22 protein-coding genes are annotated in these 23724 nt (G+C 67.8%); 13 read left to right on the top strand and 9 right to left on the bottom strand.

Going from position 1 to position 23724, the window contains the following annotated elements:
• Positions 1-5 precede the first annotated feature (5 nt).
• Positions 6-809: a 4-hydroxy-2-oxoheptanedioate aldolase gene (gene hpaI / locus A9J21_RS27950; protein ID WP_066741511.1), complete on the top strand. Its 804-nt coding sequence runs from the start codon at positions 6-8 to the stop codon at positions 807-809.
• A 63-nt stretch (positions 810-872) separates the two neighbouring features.
• A complete protein-coding gene (locus tag A9J21_RS27955) occupies positions 873-2285 on the top strand; it encodes an FAD-binding oxidoreductase (protein ID WP_066741940.1) in 1413 nt (470 codons plus the stop codon).
• Positions 2286-2418: 133 nt separating this feature from the next.
• Here A9J21_RS27955 and A9J21_RS27960 read toward each other — a convergent pair whose 3' ends face one another.
• Entirely contained in the window at positions 2419-2598 is a 180-nt protein-coding gene (locus A9J21_RS27960; RefSeq protein WP_066741513.1) for a CsbD family protein, read from the bottom strand.
• A 323-nt stretch (positions 2599-2921) separates the two neighbouring features.
• Between A9J21_RS27960 and A9J21_RS27965 the strand changes: the two genes are divergently transcribed.
• From A9J21_RS27965 to A9J21_RS27985, 5 genes are all read left to right on the top strand, one after another.
• On the top strand, positions 2922-3557 hold the full coding sequence (locus tag A9J21_RS27965) for an ATP-binding cassette domain-containing protein (RefSeq protein ID WP_066741516.1): 636 nt from the start codon (positions 2922-2924) through the stop codon (positions 3555-3557).
• The gene (locus A9J21_RS27970; protein ID WP_066741518.1) at positions 3554-4351 is read left to right on the top strand and encodes an ABC transporter permease; all 798 of its coding nucleotides are present in this window, start codon (positions 3554-3556) and stop codon (positions 4349-4351) included. Before A9J21_RS27965 ends, A9J21_RS27970 begins: the two co-directional genes overlap by 4 nt.
• A gap of 326 nt (positions 4352-4677) precedes the next feature.
• On the top strand, positions 4678-5733 hold the full coding sequence (locus A9J21_RS27975; protein ID WP_066741525.1) for a porin: 1056 nt from the start codon (positions 4678-4680) through the stop codon (positions 5731-5733).
• Between the two features lie 152 nt (positions 5734-5885).
• Positions 5886-6758: a crotonase/enoyl-CoA hydratase family protein gene (locus A9J21_RS27980; protein WP_066741527.1), complete on the top strand. Its 873-nt coding sequence runs from the start codon at positions 5886-5888 to the stop codon at positions 6756-6758.
• A 68-nt stretch (positions 6759-6826) separates the two neighbouring features.
• Positions 6827-8050, top strand: coding sequence for a M20/M25/M40 family metallo-hydrolase (locus A9J21_RS27985; protein ID WP_066741529.1), 1224 nt, complete (start codon positions 6827-6829; stop codon positions 8048-8050).
• 16 nt (positions 8051-8066) lie between these two features.
• Here the strand turns inward: A9J21_RS27985 and A9J21_RS27990 are convergent, their stop codons facing one another.
• Genes A9J21_RS27990 through A9J21_RS28000 form a run of 3 tightly spaced genes read right to left on the bottom strand, consistent with a single transcriptional unit; the run spans position 8067 to position 11215 of the window.
• Complete coding sequence (locus A9J21_RS27990) at positions 8067-9326, bottom strand: nitrate/nitrite transporter (protein ID WP_066741532.1); 1260 nt, start codon at positions 9324-9326, stop codon at positions 8067-8069.
• Between the two features lies 1 nt (position 9327).
• Complete coding sequence (locus A9J21_RS27995) at positions 9328-9831, bottom strand: flavin reductase (RefSeq protein ID WP_066741540.1); 504 nt, start codon at positions 9829-9831, stop codon at positions 9328-9330.
• A gap of 13 nt (positions 9832-9844) precedes the next feature.
• Entirely contained in the window at positions 9845-11215 is a 1371-nt protein-coding gene (locus A9J21_RS28000; RefSeq protein ID WP_066741547.1) for an LLM class flavin-dependent oxidoreductase, read from the bottom strand.
• Between the two features lie 194 nt (positions 11216-11409).
• Here A9J21_RS28000 and A9J21_RS28005 point away from each other — a divergent pair, with 194 nt between their 5' ends.
• Positions 11410-11976, top strand: a complete 567-nt coding sequence (locus tag A9J21_RS28005) for an XRE family transcriptional regulator (protein WP_066741548.1) — start codon at positions 11410-11412, stop codon at positions 11974-11976.
• Here A9J21_RS28005 and A9J21_RS28010 read toward each other — a convergent pair whose 3' ends face one another.
• From A9J21_RS28010 to A9J21_RS28030, 5 genes are all read right to left on the bottom strand, one after another.
• Entirely contained in the window at positions 11977-12762 is a 786-nt protein-coding gene (locus A9J21_RS28010) for a GntR family transcriptional regulator (RefSeq protein ID WP_066741550.1), read from the bottom strand.
• 99 nt (positions 12763-12861) lie between these two features.
• Entirely contained in the window at positions 12862-13728 is an 867-nt protein-coding gene (locus A9J21_RS28015; protein ID WP_404851423.1) for an oxaloacetate decarboxylase, read from the bottom strand.
• Positions 13725-14243, bottom strand: coding sequence for a 3-isopropylmalate dehydratase (locus A9J21_RS28020; RefSeq protein WP_066741556.1), 519 nt, complete (start codon positions 14241-14243; stop codon positions 13725-13727). Before A9J21_RS28020 ends, A9J21_RS28015 begins: the two co-directional genes overlap by 4 nt.
• Positions 14240-15514 (bottom strand): 3-isopropylmalate dehydratase large subunit, encoded by a 1275-nt coding sequence (locus A9J21_RS28025; RefSeq protein ID WP_066741559.1) that lies wholly within the window; start codon positions 15512-15514, stop codon positions 14240-14242. The genes A9J21_RS28020 and A9J21_RS28025 overlap by 4 nt, the downstream gene beginning before the upstream one ends.
• 9 nt (positions 15515-15523) lie before the next feature.
• On the bottom strand, positions 15524-16498 hold the full coding sequence (locus tag A9J21_RS28030; RefSeq protein WP_066741561.1) for a tripartite tricarboxylate transporter substrate binding protein: 975 nt from the start codon (positions 16496-16498) through the stop codon (positions 15524-15526).
• A 401-nt stretch (positions 16499-16899) separates the two neighbouring features.
• On the opposite strand from A9J21_RS28030, the gene A9J21_RS28035 reads away from it, so the two are divergent.
• From A9J21_RS28035 to A9J21_RS28055, 5 genes are read left to right on the top strand one after another with little or no spacing between them, the layout of a single operon-like run.
• Positions 16900-18354: an MFS transporter gene (locus A9J21_RS28035; RefSeq protein ID WP_066741563.1), complete on the top strand. Its 1455-nt coding sequence runs from the start codon at positions 16900-16902 to the stop codon at positions 18352-18354.
• A 3-nt stretch (positions 18355-18357) separates the two neighbouring features.
• Positions 18358-19878: an FGGY family carbohydrate kinase gene (locus tag A9J21_RS28040; protein WP_066741565.1), complete on the top strand. Its 1521-nt coding sequence runs from the start codon at positions 18358-18360 to the stop codon at positions 19876-19878.
• 22 nt (positions 19879-19900) lie between these two features.
• Complete coding sequence (locus A9J21_RS28045) at positions 19901-21580, top strand: glycerol-3-phosphate dehydrogenase/oxidase (protein WP_066741568.1); 1680 nt, start codon at positions 19901-19903, stop codon at positions 21578-21580.
• On the top strand, positions 21577-23130 hold the full coding sequence (locus A9J21_RS28050; protein WP_066741571.1) for an FAD-binding oxidoreductase: 1554 nt from the start codon (positions 21577-21579) through the stop codon (positions 23128-23130). The genes A9J21_RS28045 and A9J21_RS28050 overlap by 4 nt, the downstream gene beginning before the upstream one ends.
• Positions 23131-23134: 4 nt before the next feature.
• Entirely contained in the window at positions 23135-23719 is a 585-nt protein-coding gene (locus tag A9J21_RS28055) for a glycerol-3-phosphate responsive antiterminator (RefSeq protein ID WP_066741574.1), read from the top strand.
• The last annotated feature ends 5 nt before the right edge of the window (positions 23720-23724 follow it).

Here is a 23724-nt window from a genome sequence, read left to right on the forward strand (position 1 = left end):
ACCCCATGCCCGCCCACAACCCGTTCAAGGCCGCCCTGGCCGCCCGCCAGGCCCAGATCGGACTCTGGATGTCCGCCGCCACGCCCTACCTGGCCGAAGTCAGCGCCACGGCCGGCTTCGACTGGCTGCTGGTCGACGGCGAACACGCGCCCAACGACGTGCGCTCGATCCTGCAGACGCTGCAGGTGCTGGCCCCGTACCGCTCGCAGCCGGTGGTGCGCGCCGTATCGGGCGAGACCGCGCTGATCAAGCAATTGCTGGATATCGGCGCCCGCACCCTGCTGATTCCGATGGTGGATACCGCCGAGCAGGCCGCCGCGCTGGTGCGCGCCACGCGCTATCCGCCGTTCGGCGTGCGCGGCGTGGGCAGCGCCGTGGGGCGTGTGTCGCAATGGAGCGCCCGCAAGGACTACCTGGCCGTGGCCGACGACGAGGTCTGCCTGCTGGTGCAGGCCGAGACCGTGACCGCCATGCAGAACCTGGAAGCGATCTGCGCCGTCGACGGCGTGGATGGCGTGTTCATCGGCCCGGCCGACCTGGCCGCGTCGATGGGCCATCGCGGCAACCCGGGACACCCCGAAGTGCAGGCGCAGATCGAAGCCGCCATGCGCACGATCATCGCCAGCGGCAAGGCCGCCGGCACGCTGACTTCAGACAACACGCTCGCGCGTCGATATCTGGATCTGGGCTGCACCTTCGTGGCCACCGGCGTCGACGTGCTGGTCTACGCCAACGCGGCGCGCAACCTCGCCGCCGAATTCCTGCCGGAGCGCGCCCAACAGGTGTCCGCGCCCGGTGCCGCCTACTGAGTATCGAAGATGTCCTCGCTGCCTTCCCAAGCCCTGCCCTCCCAAGCCGACCTGCTGCAGGCCATGCTGGTCATCGTCGGTCCCAACGGCTGCCTGACCGCCGACGCCGACACCGAGCCGTTCGTCACCGACTACCGCCGCATCTATCGCGGCAAGTCGCCGCTGGTGGTCATGCCCGCCACCACGGAACAGGTCAGCCAGGTGATGGCCTGGTGCCATGAACACAACGTGCCCGTGGTGCCGCAGGGCGGCAATACGTCGCTGATGGGCGGCGCGGTGCCCGACGACAGCGGCACGGCCGTGGTGATCAGCCTGAAGAAGATGAACCGCGTGCTGGCGATCGACACGATCAACGACACGATGACCGTGGAAGCTGGCGTGACGCTGTCCGGCGCGCGCGCGGCGGCCGACGACGCCCGGCGCCTGTTCCCGCTGCGCATCGGCTCGGAGGGCTCGTGCCAGATCGGCGGCAACCTGTCGACCAACGCGGGCGGCACGGCGGTGCTGCGCTACGGCAACATGCGCGACCTGGTGCTGGGCATCGAGGTGGTGTTGCCCGACGGGCGCATTTTTTCGTCGCTCAAGGGCCTGCGCAAGGACAACACCGGCTACGACCTCAAGCACCTGTTCATCGGTGCCGAAGGCACGCTCGGCATCATCACCGGCGCAGTGCTGAAGCTGATGCCCCAGCCGCGCTCGACCGCCGTGGCGTTCGTGGCCGTGGACGGCCCCGAGGCCGCCGTCAAGCTGCTGGGCGAGGCCCGTGCCGTGTCCGGCGGCGCGGTCACCGCGTTCGAGCTGATTTCGGCCCCCGCGCTGGACCTGGTGCTCGAATACCTGGGCGACGTGCCGTCGCCGCTGCAGGGCCGGCATGACTGGATGGTGTTGATCGAACTGACGTCGGGCACCGACGAGCAAACGCTCAACGGCACGTTGATGGAGATCCTGGAATCGGGCCTGGGCAACGGCTGGGTGGTGGATGCCGCCGTGGCGGCGAGCCTGGCCGACGTGCAGCAGTTCTGGCGCATCCGTGAGGAGATCTCGGATGCCCAGACCCGCACCGGCGGCAGCATCAAGTGCGATATCTCGGTGCCGGTGTCGCGCATCGCGCAGTTCATCGGCAAGGCGTCGGCCGAGGTGCTGGCGCTGGAGCCGGCCACGCGCATGGTGATCTACGGCCATATGGGCGACGGCAACGTCCACTTCAACCCGCTGCGCCCGAAGGACCGAGACGCCAGGGAATTCCTGGCCCAGTGGTACAAGCCCGTGTCGGATCTGGTCGATGGGCTGGCCCATGCCGAAAACGGCTCGATCTCGGCCGAGCACGGCATCGGCATCGCCAAGCGCGACGACCTGGGCCGCTACAAGTCGCCCGTGGAGCTGGAACTGATGTGGCAGGTCAAGCGCGCGCTGGATCCGAAGAACCTGCTGAATCCGGGCCGGGTGCTGCCACCGATCGCCGGGCCCGCTGACTGATCCGGTAGGGAACAGATCATTCCCTGCCCGCGATGAATGGGGCTGACATGAGAAAAGCGGAGCCGCAGCCCCGCTTCTCGTGTCATCTGGCGCCGCCCGCCAGGGGCGGCCCCGCCCTGCGCCGGATGCAGGCCTAGCGCGGGTTCTTCTTCATGTCTTCCTTGGTGTCGCCGTAGGCGGCCTGGGTGCGGCCTGCCACCTGTTGGGCCTTGCCCTTCATTTCCGTGGAAGTCTTGCCTGTCACCTTGCCGGCCAGTTCCTTGGCCTTGCCCTTGGCCTCGTTCATGCGGCCCTTCACCTGGTCCTTGTTCATGATCGCACTCTCCTGATGGGTAGGTTCGTAGGGCGTCCGCGGCTGCGTCCAGGCCCGGCTGGCGGGCGCTGGCGCGCAGGCAACGGCGCTACTGGACAGTGTAGAAAGCGCAGGGGACCCGTCGTGTAGGACTTGGCCGCAACAGGCTGTCGGACGGTGCCAATGCGCCCTGCGGTGGCCTCCCCGGCATGCCCTTGCGCTCGCCGGGCGGCCAGCGAAAATGAATGCGGGCGACTTCCTGCGCCACTTAATCCGCCATTCATCGATTCGCGATACGCTTGCAGCACTTCGCCTTCAATTCGTATCGCCCCCGCTCCCGCCATATGGACGGCCAACTGCATATTCAAGACCTGACCGGCCACGGCCGCGGCCCCTATACATTCGACGTGACGGGCGGCAAGTGCACGGTACTGTCAGGGTCCTCGGGCAGCGGCAAGAGCCTGCTGCTGCGCATGATTGCCGACCTGGACCCCAGTGACGGCACCGTACGCATCGGCAGCACGCCGCGCGAGGCGCTGAGCGGGCCGGCCTGGCGCCGCGAAGTGACCTATGTGGCGGCCGAATCGGGCTGGTGGGCCGACGACGTGCTCAGCCATTTCGACGAACCCGGCCTGGCCGGTACCCCTGACCACCCCGATACCCGGCTCGCCCGCCTGGCGCGGCAAGTCGGCCTGCGCGACGACATCCTCGCCGCGCGCGTCAGCCATCTTTCCACCGGAGAACGGCAGCGGCTGGCGCTGCTGCGGGCCATTGTCCGCCGTCCGCGCTTCCTGCTGCTCGACGAGCCCACCTCCGCGCTCGATCACGACACCACGCTGGCCGTGGAAGCCGTGCTGCGCGAAGTCATGGCCGAAGGCGTGGGGCTGCTGGTCGTCTCCCATAACACCGGCCAGGCCGCGCGCCTGCAGCACGCGCACTGGCGCCTGTGCCCGGGCGGACTGGAGCCCGTGCACCCATGAATCCGATCCTGCTGACAACCGGTGACCTGACCCTGGCCAGCCTGCTGATCGTGGCGGGGGCGGCGCTGTCCGTGGCCATGTCGCTGGGCATCCATCGCGCCCTGCTCTGGGCTGCGGCCCGCATGGTGGTGCAGCTGATGCTGGTGGGCCTGGTGCTGCGCACCGTCTTTGCGCTGTCGTCGCCCTGGCTCACACTGCTGGTGGTGACGGCGATGGTCTTCGCCGCCGCGCGCGAGGCCGGCAGCCGGCTGGAGCGCCGCTTTGCCCCGCGCTGGCAGATGGCGATCGGACTGGCGTCGGTCAGCGCGCCAACGCTGGTCATCACGGTGCTGGCCCTGGTCACTGCGCTGCGTCCCTCGCCGTGGTACGACGCGCGCCACGCCATTCCGCTGGCCGGCATCATCCTGGGCAACGCCATGAACGCGGCCAGCCTGACGCTGCATGCCACGCTGAACGCCGCGTGGCATCAGCGGCAGGCCATCGAGGCCAGGCTGGCACTGGGCGACGACCGCCATGCCGCGCTGCGTCCGATTCTGCGGCAAGCGGTGCGCGGTGGACTGTTGCCGACGATCAATACGATGGCGGCGGCCGGCATCATCACGCTGCCGGGCATCATGACCGGCCAGATCCTGGCCGGGATGGACGCGATGGACGCTGCCCGCTATCAAATCCTGCTGATGTTCCTGCTGGCCGGCGGCAGCATGCTGGCCGTGGTGATGGCCGGCTGGCTGGCCGTCTGGCGCCTGACCGACGAGCGGCACCGCCTGCGCCTGGACCGGCTGCACGCACGCTGAGCACCCTTCTGCACCCTTCTGCACCATCACCCAGGCATCGCCTGAACCACGAAACCGCTCGCGCCAGTGCGAGCGGCATCGCCAAATTTCTCGCGGCATCGGCGCCGGACGTCGCCATCCTCCCCTGCCCGCTCAACTGCAACAGCAATAACACGATCGGCATGGCAATTCGTCGAACTGCCATGCCACGACACGTTCCCTTTCACTCGCCTCATCTCAAGTGAGAAAAATCCCACTCGGAGTGACGAAGAAGCGAGCTAAATCAAAGCTGAAAAATCCATGCCTTCCGATCATGGCGGACTCTTTCCCAACCTGGAGAACAAGGCATGAAAATCAAACTGGCAGTGGCGGCTGCAACCACGGTGTTTGCCGTGGGCGCGCAGGCGCAATCGAGCGTGACGCTGTACGGCGTTGTCGATGCTGGCGTGGAATACCTGAACCGGACCGCCGGCGACCACAGCAACGTTCGCATGCAGTCCGGCAACGGCATCACCACCGGCTCCTGGTGGGGCCTGCGCGGCACGGAAGACCTGGGTGGCAGCCTCAAGGGCGTCTTTGTGCTGGAGAGTGGATTCAACCTGGACACCGGCAAATCGGCCGATAGCCGTCTCTTCAATCGGCAGGCGTTCGTTGGGCTGCAGAGCCGGTACGGCGCCCTGTTGCTGGGCCGCCAGCAGACGCCGATCTACGACTTCACGCTGGCGTTCGACCCGATGGCCGACACCTCGCAGTATTCGATCGTCAATCTCGACCCCTTCATGGCGAGCCGGGCCGACAACGCCATCCAGTACAAGGGCACGTTCGGCGGGCTGACGGCGGCTGCGCTGTACAGCTTCGGCTACGACAACAGCAACGCGTTCGGCATCGGCAGCGGCGAAGTGCCCGGCAACTACAAGAAGGGCCGCGAGTATGCCGCCAGCCTGCGTTACACAACAGGCCCGTTCGACATCGGCGCGGTCTATGACCTGCGCCAGCCCGACACCCGCGTGAAGGACCAGCGTGCATCGGTGGCGGCCAGCTATGCATTCGGCCCGACCAAGGTCTTTGCCGGCTATCGCTGGGAAAACGCCAGCGGCGCTGGCGCAGCCCTCAAGCACAACAATGTCTACTGGCTCGGCCTTGGCTACCAGGCCACGCCGGCCCTGATGCTCAAGGGCGCGGTGTACTACAACGACTGGGCCGGCACCAGTGCCGACCCGATGGTCTTCGTCGCCACGGCCGACTACTCCTTTTCCAAGCGCACCAGCACCTACCTGGATCTGGGCTACGCATGGAACCGCAGCAGCAAGGGCGTTTCGTCGCGCGCCAGCCTGAGCAGCGACAACATCCGGGCGGGCGACAGCCAGTTCGGCGCGATGGTGGGGGTACGCCACCGCTTCTGATCCCTCCGCAGCAAGACACTTTCCAAATTTGCCCGGCCATGTGCCGGGCTTTTTTTGTCGATGGCCCCGGCGTGTTCCGCGTAGCGGAAGCCCCGCACCGCACTGGCGCCGCGGATGCTACGCTGCCGCGACCTCCCACTCCGTCAGCGACCATGACCGCCCCGACGCCCCCGACCTTCGAAACGCTCCAGTACGCCGTCCAGCACGGCATCGCCACCATTACGCTGCACCGGCCCGAGAAGATGAACGCCTTCACGCATCAGATGTGCGAAGAGCTGATCGCCGCCTTCGACGCGACCGACAGCGACGACGCGGTACGCGCCGTCGTCGTGACCGGCAGCGGCCGCGCATTCTGCGCAGGCGCCGACCTGTCCGGCGGGGGCGCCACCTTCGACTACGAGAAACGCTACGGCACGACCGGCGTGAAGCGCGACGGTGGCGGCCGCGTCGCACTGCGTATCTTCCGCAGCCTCAAGCCGGTCATCGGCGCCGTGAACGGCGCGGCGGTTGGCGTAGGGGTCACCATGCAGTTGCCGATGGACATCCGCATCGCCTCGACCGACGCAAAGTTCGGCCTCGTGTTCGCGCGGCGCGGCATCACGCCGGAGGCAGCGTCGTCATGGTTCCTGTCTCGCGTGGTGGGCATTTCGACCGCCCTCGAATGGTGTTTTTCGGGCCGCGTGTTCAGCGCGCAGGAAGCGCATGAACGCGGTCTGGTGCGCTCGCTCCATGCCCCCGGAGACCTGCTTCCCGCTGCCTACGCCATCGCCCGGGAGATTGCCGACAACGCCGCGCCCGTCTCGGTCGCCATGGCGCGGCAGATGATCTGGCGCATGTCCGGTGCGGCGCATCCCATGGACGCCCACAAGCTGGACAGCCGCGCCATCCAGTCGCGCGGCCAGTCGGACGACGCGCGCGAAGGCATCGCGAGCTTCCTCGAAAAGCGCCCCGCCCACTTCCCCAACCGCGTCTCCGACCAGTTGCCGGATTTCTTCGACTGGCAGGGGGAGCCGGACTTCGAGTAAGGCCCGAGGGGCATCAGGGCCGATCTCGTGTATAACGGCCGATGCCCCACTCCACTACCAAGGTCCCCATGAAACCATCCCGCCTCGCCCTTGCCGCGCTGCTGTTGTGCGGCGCCCCGCTGTCCTTCGCCGCCGACGCCAACCCCAAGGTCCTGTCCGCCGCCGAGCACTACAGTGGCGACGCGCTGCAACTGCTGGAACGGCTGGTCAACATCGACTCGGGCACCGGAAACGAGGCAGGACTGAGCCAGGTCGGCACCATCGTCGCCGATGAACTGCGCAAGGCGGGTGCCAGCGTGGAGACGGTTCCGGCGACGCCGGCGGTGGGCAACAACATCCTCGCCACGTGGAAGGGCACCGGCAAGACCCGCATCCTGCTGATGGCCCACATGGACACCGTCTTCAAGGATGGCACTGCCCGCGCCAAGCCGTTCTATATCAAGGACAAGCGCGCCTACGGCCCCGGCGTGATGGACGACAAGGGTGGCATCGTCGCGGGGTTGTACGCGATGAAGATTCTCCAGCAGCTCGATTTCAAACAGTACGGCCAGGTCACGCTGCTGCTCAACACCAACGAGGAAACGGGTTCCAAGGGCACGCGCGCGCTGATCGAGCGCGAGGCGAAGCAGCATGACGTGACCCTCAATCTCGAACCGGGCCGGCCCGCCGACGGACTGGTGGTCTGGCGCAAGGGCAGCGGCACGGCGGAGATCGACGTGAAGGGCAAGGCTGCCCATGCGGGCGTTGCGCCCGAGTCCGGCCGCAACGCTGCCACCGAACTGGCGCACCAGGTGCTGCAACTGGGCAAGCTCGGCGACAGCGCCAGGCAGACGACCTTCAACATCACCGTGCTCAAGGCTGGCGGCGCCACCAACGTGATCCCCGATCAGGCCACCGCCTACGCGGACCTGCGCGTGGCAGTGCCGGAGGAATTCGACCGCGTGGAGCGAGACATGGCGCGCGTGTCGGCCAACAAGCTGGTGCCCGATACGGAGGTGAAGACGTCGCTGGTACGCGGTTTTCCCCCGATGCCGCGCAATGCGGCGTCGGACCAGCTGGCGGCCAGGGCGCAAGCCATCTATGGCGAAATCGGGCGCAAGCTCACGCTGGAGGGCAGCGGCGGCGCCGCCGACTCAAGCCTGTCGGCTGGCGTCGGCACGCCCACGCTCGACGGCTTCGGCATCGTGGGCGGCGGCATTCATACGCCAGAGGAGTACGCCGAAGTCGAAAGCGTGGTGCCCCGGCTCTATCTGCTGTCGCGGATGATCATGGAACTGGCCGCCAGCAAGTAACGGCACCGCCCGCAACTCAGCGCCGGCCGCCGGCCAGCTTGCGTGCGTCGGGATGCCCGCGCAGCCGCCACATCGCAATACACCCAAGCGCCGGGCCGATGGCAAGCATGCCGAAGCCGGCGCGCCAGCCTAGCCAGTCGACCACGTCGGGCACCAGGTGAATGCTTGCCAGCGTCAGCAGGAAGCCCGCGCAGGTCTGCGCGGTCAGCAGCGTGCCGATCGATGACGGCTCGGCCAGTTCGGTGACGCTGGCCGAGAACTGCGCGGAATCGGCAATGACCGACACGCCCCAGACCAGGGCCACCGTCACCAGCACCGCCATCGGGGCGGTATCGAGCCAGCCCATCAGCGCCGCGCAGCATGCGCTGATGGCCATGGCGCCGATGGTGACGGCCGTGCGGCCCACGCGATCGGCCAGCCATCCGCCCAGCCAGGCGCCCAGCGCGCCGATGGCAATCGCGGCGAACGTCAGCAGTTCTGCCCGGCCCCGCGCATCGGCCATGCCGCGTGCGGCAAACGTCTGCTGCAGAAACAGCGCCAGCCACGCCCACATCGCATAAAGCTCCCACATATGGCCCAGGTAGCCCAGGTTGGCCAGGCGCACCGCCGGCTGGCGCCACGCCTGCGCGATCTTGGCGGGATCGATGCGGGCAGCCTTTCTGAGATTGGGACCAATCGCGGCCATGCCGATCAGCAGCGCCGCGCCGGCCGCACACGCCGCCGCCACCGCGTAGATCGTGCGCCAGTCGGGGCCGCCCGCGGCGGGCGCCAGCCAGGCCGCCACCAGATGCGGACTCGCCGATCCCAGCGTCAGCGCCCCCACCAGCAACCCGATCAGCAGGCCCAGGTCAGCCCGCGCCCATGTTGCCGCCAGACGCATGCCCACCGGGTAGACGCCCGCCATGCACATGCCCGTGATAAAGCGCAACGCCACCACCGCCCCGCCCGTGGGTGCGATAAAGGCAAGCGTGCCCGTCGCCAGCGCGGCCACCAGGGCCGAGCCGGCGAACAGGCGACGCAGGTCGTAGCGATCGGGCAGCGACAGCAGGGCCGACATCAGCGTGCCGGCCACGAAGCCGAACTGCACGGCACTGGTCAGCAGCGCCTCGTCGAATGCGGAGATCGTTCCGGTGCGCTTGATCAGTGCCACGGCGGTGCTGGCGGAAAACCAGACGCCCATCGCGGCGACCTCGGCCAGCAGCAGGATGGCGATCGAAAACAGCTTGCCGCGCTGGCGCTGCTGCACCGGCGCGGCCGTGGAGGTGGGTGCCGGCATCTCAGGCGGCCGTCGGGTGTGCGACGGTGCCCACCGGATGGAAATCGCGCCCGAAGTAGATCAGGCCCGCCCGTCCGCTGGCGCTGTGCGCGGCCTTCACGGCGCAGAAGAACACCGTATGCGTGCCCACCTCGGTCACCGACGTGATCTCGCAATCGAGCGCGCTGATGGCGCCATGCAGCACCGGCGCGCCCGTGACCAGTTGCATCCACTCGGCACAGGCAAAGCGTTCGTCGAGCGACAGGTCCTTGTCGGCGAAGCGCATGGCAACGTCGCGCTGCTCGGCGGCGAGTACGTTCACGCAGAGCCGCCCGTTCTGGCGGATGGCAGCGTTGTTGCGGCTGGACCGGTTGATGCAGACCAGCAAGGTGGGCGGATCGTCGGTCACCGGGCAGACGGCCGACGCCGTACAGCCGGCCAGCCCGGCCTCGCCGTCCGTGGTGATGACGTTGACGGCGGCACCCAGGCCTGCCATCGCGTCGCGAAAGGTTGTCTTGTCTACCATGATGCTTCTGTCGTTACCGGTTGGCACCGGTTCCGCGATATTGCGCCGCCGTGTGGGTAGCTGGCAAGCGTGCCGTGCCAAACAGCCTGTCGCGATAGGTGCCCGGCTGGTATGCCGTCTTGTAGGCGCCGCGCTCCTGCAGCAGCGGCACCACCAGGTCGATCACGTCCTCGAAGCACTCCGGCACCACCGTGCGCGACAGGTTGAAGCCGTCCACGCCGGTTTCCTCGCTCCACGCCATCAGCAGGTCGGCCACATGCTCTGCCGAACCCACCCACGGCGGCTGGCGGCTGCCCAACACCATCTGTTCGAGCAGCTTGCGGCGCGTCCATTGCGGGCCGGCGCTGCGCGTCATGGCCTCCACGTTCGACACGATGGCCTGGCTCTTGCCGGTATCGATCGGCTCGTCCAGGTCGTAGCGCGCAAAGTCGATGCCCAGTGACGCCGCCGCATGCACCAGCGCCGCCTCGGAACTGACGTAGCGCCGATACTCCTCGAATTTCTCGCGTGCCTCGGCACCGGTGCGGCCCACCACCAGCGTCGCGCCCAGGAACACCTTCACGTCACCGGCCTGCCGGCCCAGTTGCACGGCCTGCGCGCGGATATCGTCGACGATCTCCTTCACGCCTTCCTTCTTCTGGCCGTTGACGAACACGCACTCGGCGTGCGTGGCGGCAAAGCGGCGGCCACGCGTCGACGACCCGGCCTGGTACAGCACCGGCGTGCGCTGCGGCGACGGCGCGCACAGGTGCATGGCATCCACCTTGTACTGCGGGCCGTGATGATGGATCACGCGCACTTTTCCCGGGTCGGCATAGACGCCGGCCGTGCGGTCGGCCACCACGGCATCGTCGTCCCAGCTGCCTTCCCAGAGCTTGTAGACCAGCGCCATGTACTCGTCGGCCAGGTCATAGCGGTCGTCGTGCGCCACCTGGCCGTCGATGCCGATGGCCCGCGCCGCGCTGTCCAGGTAGCCGGTGACGATGTTCCAGCCGATCCGCCCGCCGGTCAGGTGGTCAAGCGTGGACATGCGGCGCGCAAACAGGAACGGCTGCTCGTAGGTGAGATTGGCGGTAACGCCAAAGCCCAGGTGCTGTGTCACGGCCGCCATGGCCGGTATCACCAGCGTCGGGTCGTTGACCGGCACTTGCACCGCGCCGCGCAACGCTGCGTCGGGGCTGGCGCCATAGACGTCGTAGACGCCCACCACATCGGCAAAGAAAATGCCGTCGAACAGGCCGCGCTCCAGCATTCTGGCGTAGTCCATCCAGTACTGAAGCTCGGCATAGCGGTGCGACTGGTCGCGCGGGTGGGTCCACATGCCCTGCTGGATGTGGCCGACACAATGCATGTCGAAGGCGTTCAGGCGAATTTCACGCGGCATGGGGGCGGCTCCGGGGTGACATGGCGAGTCTGGTTTTCATCCACTATAGTGGACAAAAGAGCATCATCGTAAGGATTTCGAGATACGCGTTAACCCTCGCCCCGTGATACCGATCCTATAATCCGCCGTTGGGTTGCCCCCCCCTCTCCTGCAAGTGGGAGAGGGACGAAAACAATCTTCATTGCCTCGCCACCATGAGCCGCCTGCCTGACGATCCCACCACCGCCATTTCCGCCCGCGTGCGCATCGAGCGCGAATCGCGCGGCTGGTCGCTGGCGGAACTGGCAGATCGATCCGGGGTATCCAAGGCGATGATCAGCAAGATCGAACGTGGCGAGGCCAGCCCCACGGCCACCGTGCTGGGGCGCCTGTCGGGGGCCTTCGGGCTGCAATTGTCGATGCTGCTGGCGCTGGCCGAACAGGCCGGTGAACGCCTGAGCCGGGCCGCCGAGCAGCCGGTGTGGCAGGACCCCGAAACGGGCTACACGCGCCGCGCGGTGTCGCCGCGCAATGGCGGCATGCTGGAACTGGTGGAAGTCACGCTGCCCGGACACGCGCGGGTGTCCTACCCGTCGTCGGCCTTCACGTTCCAGCACCAGCAGATCTGGGTGCTCGACGGCACGCTGGTCTTCGAGGAAGGTGAACTCGCGCACACGCTGGCCGCAGGCGACTGTCTGCAGCTTGGGCCGCCCGCGCCCTGCACCTTTATCAACCCCGGCCCGGACGCCTGCGTCTACGTGGTGGCGCTGGTGCGCCGCTGATCAGGGCTGGTCGGCGTCGATCCACACGCGCGTGGACGCCCCGGCGCGCGTCAGGCGCATCTGGTAGGTATAGCGCTCCGGATGGTAGAGACCCACCAGGAACTGCACCGGGCGGCCGTTTGCGTCGGATGCCACGCGCGACACGCGCAGCAACGGCACGCCCGGCGCGATGCGGAAGATGCGCGCCACGTCCAGGTCGGCCACGGCAGCGCCCAGCGTCTGTTCGGCCGATACCACCTCGATGCCGTGCTGCTCCAGCGCCACGAGCATCGGTGTGTCCTGCAGCGTATGGCGGTCCAGCGCGCCGGCCAGGTCGTCGGGCACGAACACTTCGGTATAGGAAATTGGCTGCGCCTTGAACTTGCGCACCCGTACCACCTTGAGCACGGGCGCGGCGGGCGGCAGGGCCAGCGCGGCGCTGACGGCGGGCGGCGCCGCCATGCGCTTCCATTCCAGCACCTGCACGCGCGTACGCATGCTGACGCTGACGATGTTGTCGAGCAGGCCGCCTCGCACGGTCTGTACGGCGGCCTCGGGCTGCGCCACGTTGCGCGCAGTCGGCACAGTGCCCTTGCCGCGCAGCCGCATCACCAGCCCTTCTTCCTGCAGCCGCGCCAGCGCCGATCGCACCGTGACGCGCGCCACGCCGAATTCCTCGGCCAGCTGGCGTTCGCCGGGCAGCGGCAGGCCCGTTGCGTAGTGACCGCCGCGAATGCGCTCGCGCAGGATCAGGCGAACCTGCTGGAAGCGCGGCAGCGAGGTCAGCGGGGCATGGGCATCAAACATCGGAGAGGCGGCAAACAGGCAGCGTGGGCCGGGAAATAAGGGGCGATGCCACCACGGTACGCGTGCCGCCCCGGTCAGGCAAGCACGCGGTGCGCCGCGTTACTCGTACTGCTTGCCCAGCGCCAGCATCTCCGGCGTGCCGATCACGCCGTTGAGCGCCTGGAAGGACAGCATCTTGTCCAGGTACGGCGTGGTGGTGCCGTTGGCGTGCAGGCTCGCCAGGTAGTCGCGCAGCGCAAAGCTCAGCGCCCGCACGGTGCCACCCGGGAAAATCACGATGCGGAAGCCGATTTCCTCCAGCTCGCCCGCCGGCAGCACGGGCGTCTTGCCGCCTTCCACCATATTGGCGAGCAGTGGCGCACGCTTGCCCAGGCGGGCGATGGCCGCGGTCATGTCCTCGCGGCTGCGCAGCGCTTCCACGAACAGCACATCGGCGCCAGCCTCGGCATACTGCTCGGCACGCGCCAGCGCCGCTTCCATGCCCTCCACGGCCACGGCGTCGGTGCGGGCGATGATCAACGTGTTTTCGTCGCGGCGCGCATCGCAGGCCGCGCGGATCTTGCCCGCCATCTCGGCGGCGCTGATCACGGTCTTGCCGTCCAGATGGCCGCAGCGCTTTGGCATCGACTGGTCTTCGAGCTGGATGGCCGTGGCGCCGGCGCGCTCCAGCACGCGTACGGTCTGCACCACGTTCAGCGCGTTGCCAAAGCCGGTATCGGCATCCACGATCAGCGGTAGCGTCGGGCAGCGCTCGCGGATATTGCGCGTGACCGAGGCCACGTCTTCCAGCGACAGGAAGCCGATATCGGGCCGCCCCAGCCGCGTGTAGGCGATGCTGGCGCCGGACAGGTAGGCGGCCTGGAAGCCGGCCTGTTCGACCAGCAGGGCCGAAAACGCGTCGTAGACGCCCGGAGCGGTCACGATGCCGGTGCCTTGCAGGCGTTGCTTCAGCGTCATTGCAGTCATTGCACTTCCTCGTTCACGGAAAGTTGGCCCGACGCGATCCGGCGCGCCAGGTGCGGGACCAGTCCGCCATCGCGGATCATGGCCACCAGATGCGGGGGCACCGGCTCGCATTGCAGCGCCGGTGCGTTCTCGATATGGACCTGGGCCGAGTCGATCTCGCACCCGACGCGCAGGCCGGGCGTCACCGGCGGCAGCGCCGGGCAGGTCAGCAGCGGCAGGCCAAGATTGAAGCCATTGCGATAGAACAGCCCGGCGAACGACGGCGCGACGACCGCCACCACGCCCAGATGGCGCAAGACTTCCACCGCCTGCTCGCGCGACGACCCCGCGCCGAAGTTGCGCCCGCCGAAAACGATGTCGCCGGGGCGCACCTGCGCCGCGAACGAAGGGTCCACGGCTTCCATGCAATGGCGCGCAATCTCGTCGATGCCGAACTTCATATAGGCGCCCGGCGCCAGCAGGTCGGTGTTGATATCGTCACCGAACACCCAGGCCCGGCCGGAGAATTGACTCATGCCAGCACCTCCCGCGGATCGGCAATGCGGCCGGCGATGGCCGAAGCGGCCACCGTGTAGGGCGAGCCGAGATAGACCTGCGACGATGCAGCGCCCATGCGTCCCTTGAAATTGCGCGCCGTGGCGCTGATCACCACGGTGTCTTCGCCAAACCGGTGCTCGCCGTAGCCCGCGCATGCGCCGCAGGCATTGGGCAGCAGTTCGGCGCCGGCGTCGGTCAGCGCTGCCAGCGTGCCCTCCTGCGCGGCGCGCTGCTGGTCGGCGGCACTGGCCGGCGCCACCAGCAGACGCGTGCCGCTTGCCACGCGCTTGCCGCGCAGTACCTGCGCCGCCATGCGCAGGTCATCCAGCTTGGCGCCGGTACATGCGCCGATATAGGCGATGTCGATACCCACGCCGCCGAACGCATCCACATCGTCGGCATTGGCCGGCGTGTGCGGGCGCGACACCTGCGGCGCCAGCGTTGCCGCGTCGAAGTCATGCACGGCCAGGCACGCTGCGTCGGCATCGGACTGCCAGCTGTCGATATCGATGGCATCTGCCGGCGCACCGGCAGCCAGCAGCCAATCGCGCGTGGTGGCGTCGGGCGCGATGAGCCCCACCTGCCCGCCCAGTTCGGCGGTCATGTTCGACAGCGTCATGCGCTCCTGCATCGACAGGGCTGCCACGGCGTCGCCGGTATATTCCACGGCCTGGTACTGCCCGCCGTCCATGCCGAAGCGCGTGCACATGCGCAGCATCATGTCCTTGGCCGAAACGCCGGCACCCAGGCGGCCGTGCCAGCGCATGCGGATGGTCTGCGGCACGCGCACCCAGATCTCGCCGGTGACCAGCACACCAAGCATCTCGGTGGCCCCGATGCCGAACATGTACGCACCGAACGCGCCGCCGGTGGACGAATGGCTGTCGCCACCCACCGCGAACATGCCCGGGCGCAGATAGCCCTTCTGCGGCACCACCACGTGGCAGATGCCTTCCATGTCGTGAAAACGCGCCACGCCTTCGTCGCGTGCCCAGTCGCGTGCGATCTGCACGATCCTGCGGCTGTCGGCGTCATGCGCGGGCACGTAGTGGTCGGTCACCAGCACCACCTTGCCCGGGTCCCACACCTTCGCGCCAAGCTTCTCAAGCATGGGCTTCACACGACGCGGACCACTGGAGTCGTGCATCATCGCCAGATCCACGCGACACGTGACAATCTCGCCGGGCGCCACGCCGGCCCGGCCTGCGGCCCTGGCCAACAGCTTCTGCGCCAATGTCTGGCCCATCATTGCTATTCCTTACTCCACTTTGGTACCGGACGCCTGGATCACCTTCGCCCAGTGCTGGATATCGCTGCGCACGAACGCGCCGAACGCCTGCGGCGTCATGCTGACGGCCGTGGCCGCCTCGGTTTCCATGCGCTTCTTGTAGGCCGGGTCCTCGACGGCCACCTTCACCGCGCGATAGAGCTGGTCGGTCACCGGCGAGGGCAGCCTGGCCGGACCGAACAGGCCGAACCACGCCGACGACTCGAAGCCCTTCACGGTCTGGCCGATCGGGGGCACGCCCGGGAACTGCGGCAGCGCTTCCTTGCTGCTGACGCCCAGGAACTTCAGCGTGCCCGACTTCAGGTGCGGCAGCACGTTCACGGTGCTGGCGAACATCAGGTCCACGGTGTTGTTGCCCAGCACATCGGTCAGCGCCGGGTTGGTGCCCTTGTACGGGACGTTCACGATGTCGGTGCCCGTGGCCAGCTTGAACTGCTCGCTTGCCAGATGCAGCGACGAGCCCTGCGCGCCAATCGCGAACGTGAGCTTGCCGGGATTCTTCTTCGCGTACTCGATCAGGCCCGCGGTGTTGTCGAACGGCACGCCCTTGCGGGCCACCAGCACGCTGGGCACGCGCGCCACCATCGTGATCGGCGTGAAGTCCTTGACCGGATCGAACGGCAGGTTCTTGTAGAGCGACGCGTTGATGGTATGGCCCGTGAAGCTCATCAGCAGCGTGCTGCCGTCCGGGGTGGCGCGTGCCACGTACTGCGCGGCGATATTGCCGCCGGCACCGGGGCGGTTGTCCACCACCACCGTGCGGTGCAGCGTGTCGCCCAGCGAGCGGGCAATCAGACGCGCCAGCGCGTCGGTGGTGCCGCCGGCCGGGCTGCCCACCACGATGGTGATGGGCTTGTCCTGGGCCGCCGCATACTGCACCGGGGCCAATCCTGCAAACATGGCCAGCGTCGCGCCGGCCACGAGCTTTCTTCGACTGATCAACATCTGTGTCTCCGCCTCTGTGTACTTCCTGTGGGGTTCAGGCGGACTCTATGCCCCCCGGCCGGGTCACTCAATGGAACCAGCTGGTCCTATCCACGGGACCAGTCGGCGCGGCAGTTGTGCAGACATTGTCGGCTTCGCCTGGCTGGCAGCCAGGTGCATGCCGCGCCGGCGGCATCCGAAAGCGCGCCATGGTACACAGACATGGCACAAGGCAATGCAACGGATCGTAAAGGCGCAACGAGAAGGCGCTGTCGCGGCATGCCGGGTTTTCCCGGTTGACACTGCCGGCCCGAAGCCATACATTGGCCGGGCAGATTCAGATACGAGACCATCTGTAGGATGGTCTCATAGCGTGTGCAGTTTGCTGCGGCCTCTTACAGAACTACAAAAAGGAGACCGCCGTGCAACCCACTGCCATCAAGATCCGTGGCATCGACGATGTCATCGCCTTCATAGATTCCTGTCCTGGCATTCGCGGCCGCGCCGGCGTCATCTGGTGGCTGGCCCTCGGCGGACTGTTTCTCGACGCCTTCTCCAATTCCGCACTCAGCGCCGGCCTCGGGCCGATGACGCGCAACCTGCAGCTCGAACCTGCGCAGGTGGCACTGCTTACGTCGTTCGCCTCGTGGGTCGCCATCGCCTTCAATCCCATCGGCGGCTGGATGGCCGACCGCTGGGGCCGGGTCAGGCCGCTGATCCTGGCGAAGGTGTTCGCCGTCACGGGCGCCCTGATCGTGGTATTCGCCCCCGATTTCAACGCAATCCTGGTGGGCCGGTTCTTTGTCGGCGCCGCGTATGGCATCGACTTCGCCATTGCCATGGCGGTGCTGGCCGAATTCACGCCGGTCAAGTTGAAGAGCCGCCTCAACACCTGGCAGGGCATGTGGTACACCGCCGTCTGCCTGAACCTGGTGCTGGCGCTGCTGTTCTACTCGTGGAACGTGGGCGATGCGATCTGGCGCTACTCGGTGGCGGCCACCGCCGTGTTCGGCGTCGGCATCCTGCTGCTGCAGGTGCTGTTCCTGGTGGAAAGCCCCACGTGGCTGGCCCGCAAGGAGCGCCTGGAAGCCGCCGCGCAAGCCATGACGCGCATCTACGGCCGCCCGTTCGTGGCCGCGTCGCCGTCCGAGCGCATTCCCGTCACCAACCTGGCGCGCCGCGGCCTGGCTAACGTACTGCTGATCTTCCGTGGCATCTACCTGCCGCGCACCATTCTGGCGGCCACCGTGCAGATCGGCCAGTCGATCCAGTATTTCGGCATCGGCTGGTACCTGCCCCTGATCAGCGCCGCGCTGTTCGGCAAGGATTTTGTCTACGCGACGATTGGCGCGCTGGTGTTCAATGTCTGCGGCATCTTTGGCGGCTTCCTGTCGCCGGCCATCGCGCGCAAGCTCGGCCTGCGCCGCGCATCGGCGTTTGGTTTCGCGGCCGTGTTCGTGATGCTGCTGATCCTGGGGCTGTTCAACGGCAAGATGCCCACGTGGGTGGCGGTCGTGGTGCCGTCGCTGTTCATCCTGTTCCACTCCGGCGGCCCCGGCGCCAATGGCAAGAGCCTGTCATCACTGTCGTTCCGCAGCGAGTTGCGTGCTGGCGCCAATGGCGTGATCGGCGCGCTGGGCGCCATCGGCGCCGCGCTGGGCCTGCTCGTCTTCCCGCTGTTCCGCGCCCGCTACGGGCTCGAAACCACTTTCCTGATCCTTTCCGTCGTGCCGCTGATAGCCAGCATCATCTGCTTCGTGATTCGCTGGGACCCGACGCGCACGTCCATCCATCCCGATAACGAGGCCAATGCGCCGCAGTTCCGTGGCGATACGCGCGACGGCGCTGGCTTCATGCATCCCGCCACCGAGAAGTAAGTCATGCAAAACAGGAACGTCATCCTCGCCATCGACGAGGGCACGTCCGGCACGCGGGCCGCGGTCGTGGCCGCTGATGGTCATGTGTCCTGCCTGGCCTATACGCCACTGCAGGTCGATTCGCCCCGCCCCGGCGTGGTGGAGCAGGACGCCAACGTGCTGCTGGAAAAGACGCTCGACGTCTGCCGCGACACGCTCGCGCAGGCCAGCCGTGAAGGCCTGCGCGTGGTGGCGCTGGCCGTAGCCACGCAGCGCGCCACGGGCGTGCTGTGGGACACGCAGACCGGCCGCGCGCTGGTGCCGGCCATGGTCTGGCAGGACACCCGCTATGCCGCCGACCTGGACCAGCTTGCCGGCGAATGGGACCCGCGCCTGCGCACCCGCGTGGGCCGGCCATCCGGCGTGCGTTCCCCCTACCTGTGGGCCGCCCGGCACCTGCGCGACACGCCGGCCGTGGCCGCAGCCTGGCGCGCCCGCCGGCTGGCCTTTGGCACGGTCGACAGCTGGCTGCTGTGGCATCTGTCCACGCAGCGCGCCTGCGTGACCACGCCCACCAACGCCACATCGTGCAGCGCCTATGTACTGGGCGAGCACCGCTACCTGACCGAATGGGTCGAGGCGCTCGACTTCCCGCCCGAACTGCTGCCCGAACTACGCCAGGACGCCGACGACTTCGGCCGCACGCGCGCCGACCTGCTTGGCATCGACGTGCCGATCCTGGCCTGCGCCGGCGACCAGCTGGCCGGCGCGGTCGGGCTGGGCTGCCTCGATGCCGGCCAGTCGATGTGCCTGCACGGCACCGGCAGCTTCGTCGACCTGGTGCTGGGCCCAAGCCTGCCCGCCCGCAGCGGCCAGTCCGACAGCACGCTGACCATGACCGCGCGGCGGTGCCAGGACGTGTCGCATTTTTCGGTCGAGACATTCGTCGCCACCACCGGCTCGGCACTGAACTGGGTCTGCGACAAGCTGCACTGGTTCGACAACGCAAAACAGATCAGCGCGCTGGCCGCCACCGTGCCGTCGTCGCGTGGCGTCACCTTCATTCCGGCGCTGACCGGGCTGCGCGTGCCGCAGATGCAGCCCGAGGCGCGCGCCGCGCTGAATGGCGTGTCGATGGCGACCACGCAGGCCGAGATTGCCCACGCCATCCTGGAAGGTATCGCGCATTCGGTGGCCTCGTGCATCGACGCCAACCGCGAGATCGCCGGCATTCCGGTGACCGAGCTTGTCGTGGGCGGCGGGCTGTCGGGCAGCGACACGCTGCTGCAGATGCAGGCAGACCTGACCGGCCTGCCGATCCATCGCATGCAGGAAACCGACCGCGCCAGCCTGCGTGGCATTGCGTGGCTGGCCGGTGCGTCCGGCCTGCTGTGGGACTCGCTCGACCAGGCGCGCACCACGAACGAGCCCGATGCGGTGTTCACCCCGCGTGTGGGCGCCGACGAGCGCGCCGGGCGGCGTGCGCTGTGGCATGCCCGCGTGGCATCCGAACTCAACCATGTGCAGGCATTTGCCACGCACTGACCTGCCAGGAGAAGCAAGCAACATGATGGTCCTGCCATCCCGCGGTGCCAACCGCGAACGCGCCGCCATGACGCGCACCGAGCCGCTGCGGCTGGTGCGCGCCGAACAACTCGACCGCCTGGCGTCCGATACCTTCGACATCCTGATCGTCGGCGGTGGCGTCACCGGGGCCTACGCTGCGCTGGACGCTGCATTGCGCGGGTATCGCGTGGCGCTGGTCGAAAAGAGCGATTTCGCCTCGGGCACGTCGTCGAAGTCGTCGAAGATGGTTCATGGCGGCCTGCGCTATATCGAGCAGGGCAACCTGGGCCTGGTGCGCCACTCGCTGCTGGAACGCCAGCGGCTGCGGCGCAACGCGCGGCACCTGGTGCAGCGGCTGCCGTTCCTGTTCCCGGTCATGGAGCGCGACGGCGTCTTCGACCAGCGGCTGGCAAAGGCCTTCGAAGGCCTGCTGTGGACGTACGACCTGGCCGGCGGCTGGCGCGAGGGCATCCTGCACCAGAAGCTCACCAAGGCCGAGGTGCTGTCGCACTGCCCCACCTTCAACGAGGAACACCTGAAGGGTGGCTTCCTGTATTTCGATGCCCGGGTGGACGACGCACGCCTGACGCTGAATATCGCCCGTACGGCGGCATTCCACGGCGCGGCCGTCGCCAATCACGCGCGCGTGGCCGATATCACGCGCGATGCGCACGGCAAGGTGGACGGGGCCATCGTGCAGGCCGACGGCCGCGAGATCCGCGTGCGCGCCGGCGTGGTCGTCATGGCTACCGGCGTGTGGCTGCGCGACTGGACGGGGCGCAGGAAGGGCGAGGACAAGACGCTCCATATCCGCCCGGCCAAGGGCGTGCACGTGGCCATTCCCTGGCTCAAGATTCGCAACGACTGCACCGTCACGATCCCCGTGCCGGGCCGCAGCCGCCGCGCCACCATCACCCGCTGGGGCAACGTGTCGTACCTGGGCACCACCGACGAGGACTACGACGGCGACCTCGACAACGTGATGTGCACGCGGCAGGAGCTGGACTTCCTGCTGGAAGGCGCGCGGTCGGCGCTCAGGACCGACCTGCAGCCCGAAGACGTGGTGGGCAGCATTGCCGGCTGCCGGCCACTGGTGGCGCCGCCCGGCGGCAAGACGCTGGAAATCAAGCGCAACCACGAGATCCACGTGGCGGGTGATGGCCTGGTCACGATCGTGGGCGGCAAGCTGACCACATCGCGCCATATGGCCGAACAGACCATCGACGCCGCGCAGCAGGTGATCGGCAGGCGCGCCCGATGCCGGACGAAATCGGCCTACCTGCTGGGCGCGGCCGGCTACGACCCGCAGGCCATCGTGGCATCGGGCGGCATGTCGGCGCACCTGGGCGAGCGCTATGGCACCGAGTCGCGCTTTGTCAGCGACATCCTGCAGGCCGACCCGGCCCTGGCGCGGCCCATCGTCGACGGGCTGCCGCATACCGAAGCCGAAATCGTCTACGCCGTGCGCCACGAACTGGCCGGCACGGTTGACGACGTCCTTTCGCGCCGCATCCGCGCCCGCCTGATGGCGCGCGATGCGTCCGCGCAGGCCGCGCCCCGCGTGGCCCAGATCCTCCAGGCCGAGCTCGGGTTGTCCGCGCAGGCCGTCGCGCAGCAGGTCAGCGATTACCTGGCCGCTGTCGCCCTCGAAAAATCCGTCCTTATGGGAGAAGCAGCATGATCAGCAAGGAAGCCATCAAGCGCGGTTACAACCGCGGCAACTACCTCGTGGGCCAGCACACGCCGCCCCACTTCGCGGCAAGCATCACCGCAACGCCGGACGCCCCGGGCCTGCAGCGCGATGCGGTCGTCATCGACGGTGCCACCGTCGACGCGCTGCGCCGTGCCGCAGACGAAGTGCTGACGTCCACCGGCGACGTCGTGAAATGGACCCGCGACTGGTGGGCCGGATCGATGATGACCGAGACCGGCGGCAAGCCCGCCACACCGCGCGGCGTGATCGTGCGCGCATCCACCGTGGAGCAGATCCAGGCCGTGATGCGCATCGCGCATGCCGGCGCAATTCCGGTGACCGTGTCCGCCGGCCGCAGCAACGTGACCGGTGCCGCCCTGCCGGTGCGTGGCGGCATCGTGCTCGACGTCTGCGAGCTGAACCGCTTCCTGGCGTTCGACAAGCCAAGCCAGATCGTCGAGGTGGAAGCGGGCATGTTCGGCGACGTGTTCGAGCAGATCATCCAGCACGAACACGGCATGACGATGGGCCACTGGCCGTCGTCGTACGCCATCAGCACCGTGGGCGGCTGGGTGGCCTGCCGCGGCGCGGGCCAGCTGTCCACGCGCTACGGCAAGATCGAGGACATGGTGGTGGGCATGGACGTGGTGCTGGCCGATGGCAGCCTGGTCACCGTGGGCGGCTATCCGCGTGCGGCACTGGGGCCGGACCTGATGCAGATGTTCGTCGGCTCCGAAGGCACGCTGGGCGTGATCGTGCGGGTGCGCCTGAAACTGCACCGCCTGCCCGACTACGGCAGCGCCATTGCCTATGGCTTCAAGACCTTCGCCATCGGGCTCGAAGCCTGCCGCCAGATCATGCAGCGTGGCGCCAACCCGGCCGCGCTGCGCCTGTACGACGAACTGGAAAGCGGCGTGCAGTTCGGGCTGCCCGATACCAACGTGCTGCTGGTGGCCGACGAAGGCGCGCAGGAGATGGTCGATGCCGTGATCGCCATCAGCGAGCGCACCTGCGCCGAGCTGGGCGACAAGCTCGATGGCGATGCCATCTTCGAACGCTGGCTCGATACGCGCTACCTGACCGGCAAGAGTGCCGAGGGCTTCAAGCGCAGCCCCGGCTTTGTGGCCGACACGCTGGAAATGGCCGGCCCGTGGAGCGACCTGGCCGCGATCTACACCGATGTGGTGGCGGCCATCAACGCCGTGCCGGGCACGCTGGCCGGATCGGCGCACCAGTCGCATGCCTATGTCGACGGGGCCTGCCTGTACTTCTCGCTGCGCGGCGACGTGGCCGTGGAAGACCGCCAGAAGTGGTATCGCGCCGCGTGGGATGCCGCCAACGCGGTGCTGATCCAATACAATGCCGCGTTGAGCCATCATCACGGCATCGGCCTGTTGCGCGCGCCGTACATGGCACCGTCGCTCGATACGGCGTTTCCGGTGCTGGTGGCGGTCAAGCGGGCGCTCGATCCGCAAAACATCCTCAATCCCGGCAAGCTCGGCCTTTCGGACGCGCTGACCCACGAAGCCACGAAGTAAGCCCATGGACAGGTCTCTCGGCGCCCGCCTGACGCGACACCCGGTAATCGCCACGCTCTACGGCGTGGAACAGGTCGAAGCCTTCATCGACAGCGAGGCGGAAGTCTCGATCGTGGCCAACGTGGAGCTGCGTCGCCTGCAGCCCGTGATTGCCATGCTGACGAAGGCCGGCAAGTATGTGATCGTCAATATCGACAGTTGCGAAGGGCTGTCGCAGGACAAGGGCGGCGTCGAGTACCTGGCCGACATCGGCGTGACCAGCCTGGTCTCGACCCGCGTGGCTACCATCCAGCGCGCCAACCGCGCCGGCATGGTGACCATGCAGAAGGTCTTCGTGACCGACCGCTCCACCTGGCCGCGCAGCGTCAAGGCGCTGGAACAAAGCGATCCGAACCTGGTGCAGCTGATGCCCGCGCCGATGCTGTCGCACCTGCCCGAGGCCGACCGCAAGGCGCTGCCGCCCATCGTCACGTCGGGCTTCGTGTGCAACCAGGACGATATCCGCAGCGCCATCGCGCATGGCGCGGTGGCGATCTCCACCAGCGACCGCAAGCTCTGGAACCTGGAAGCGAAGGCGCTCAGGGGTTAGCGGGT

It is taken from the genome of Cupriavidus sp. D384 (genome assembly GCF_001652915.1).
GTDB lineage: Bacteria > Pseudomonadota > Gammaproteobacteria > Burkholderiales > Burkholderiaceae > Cupriavidus.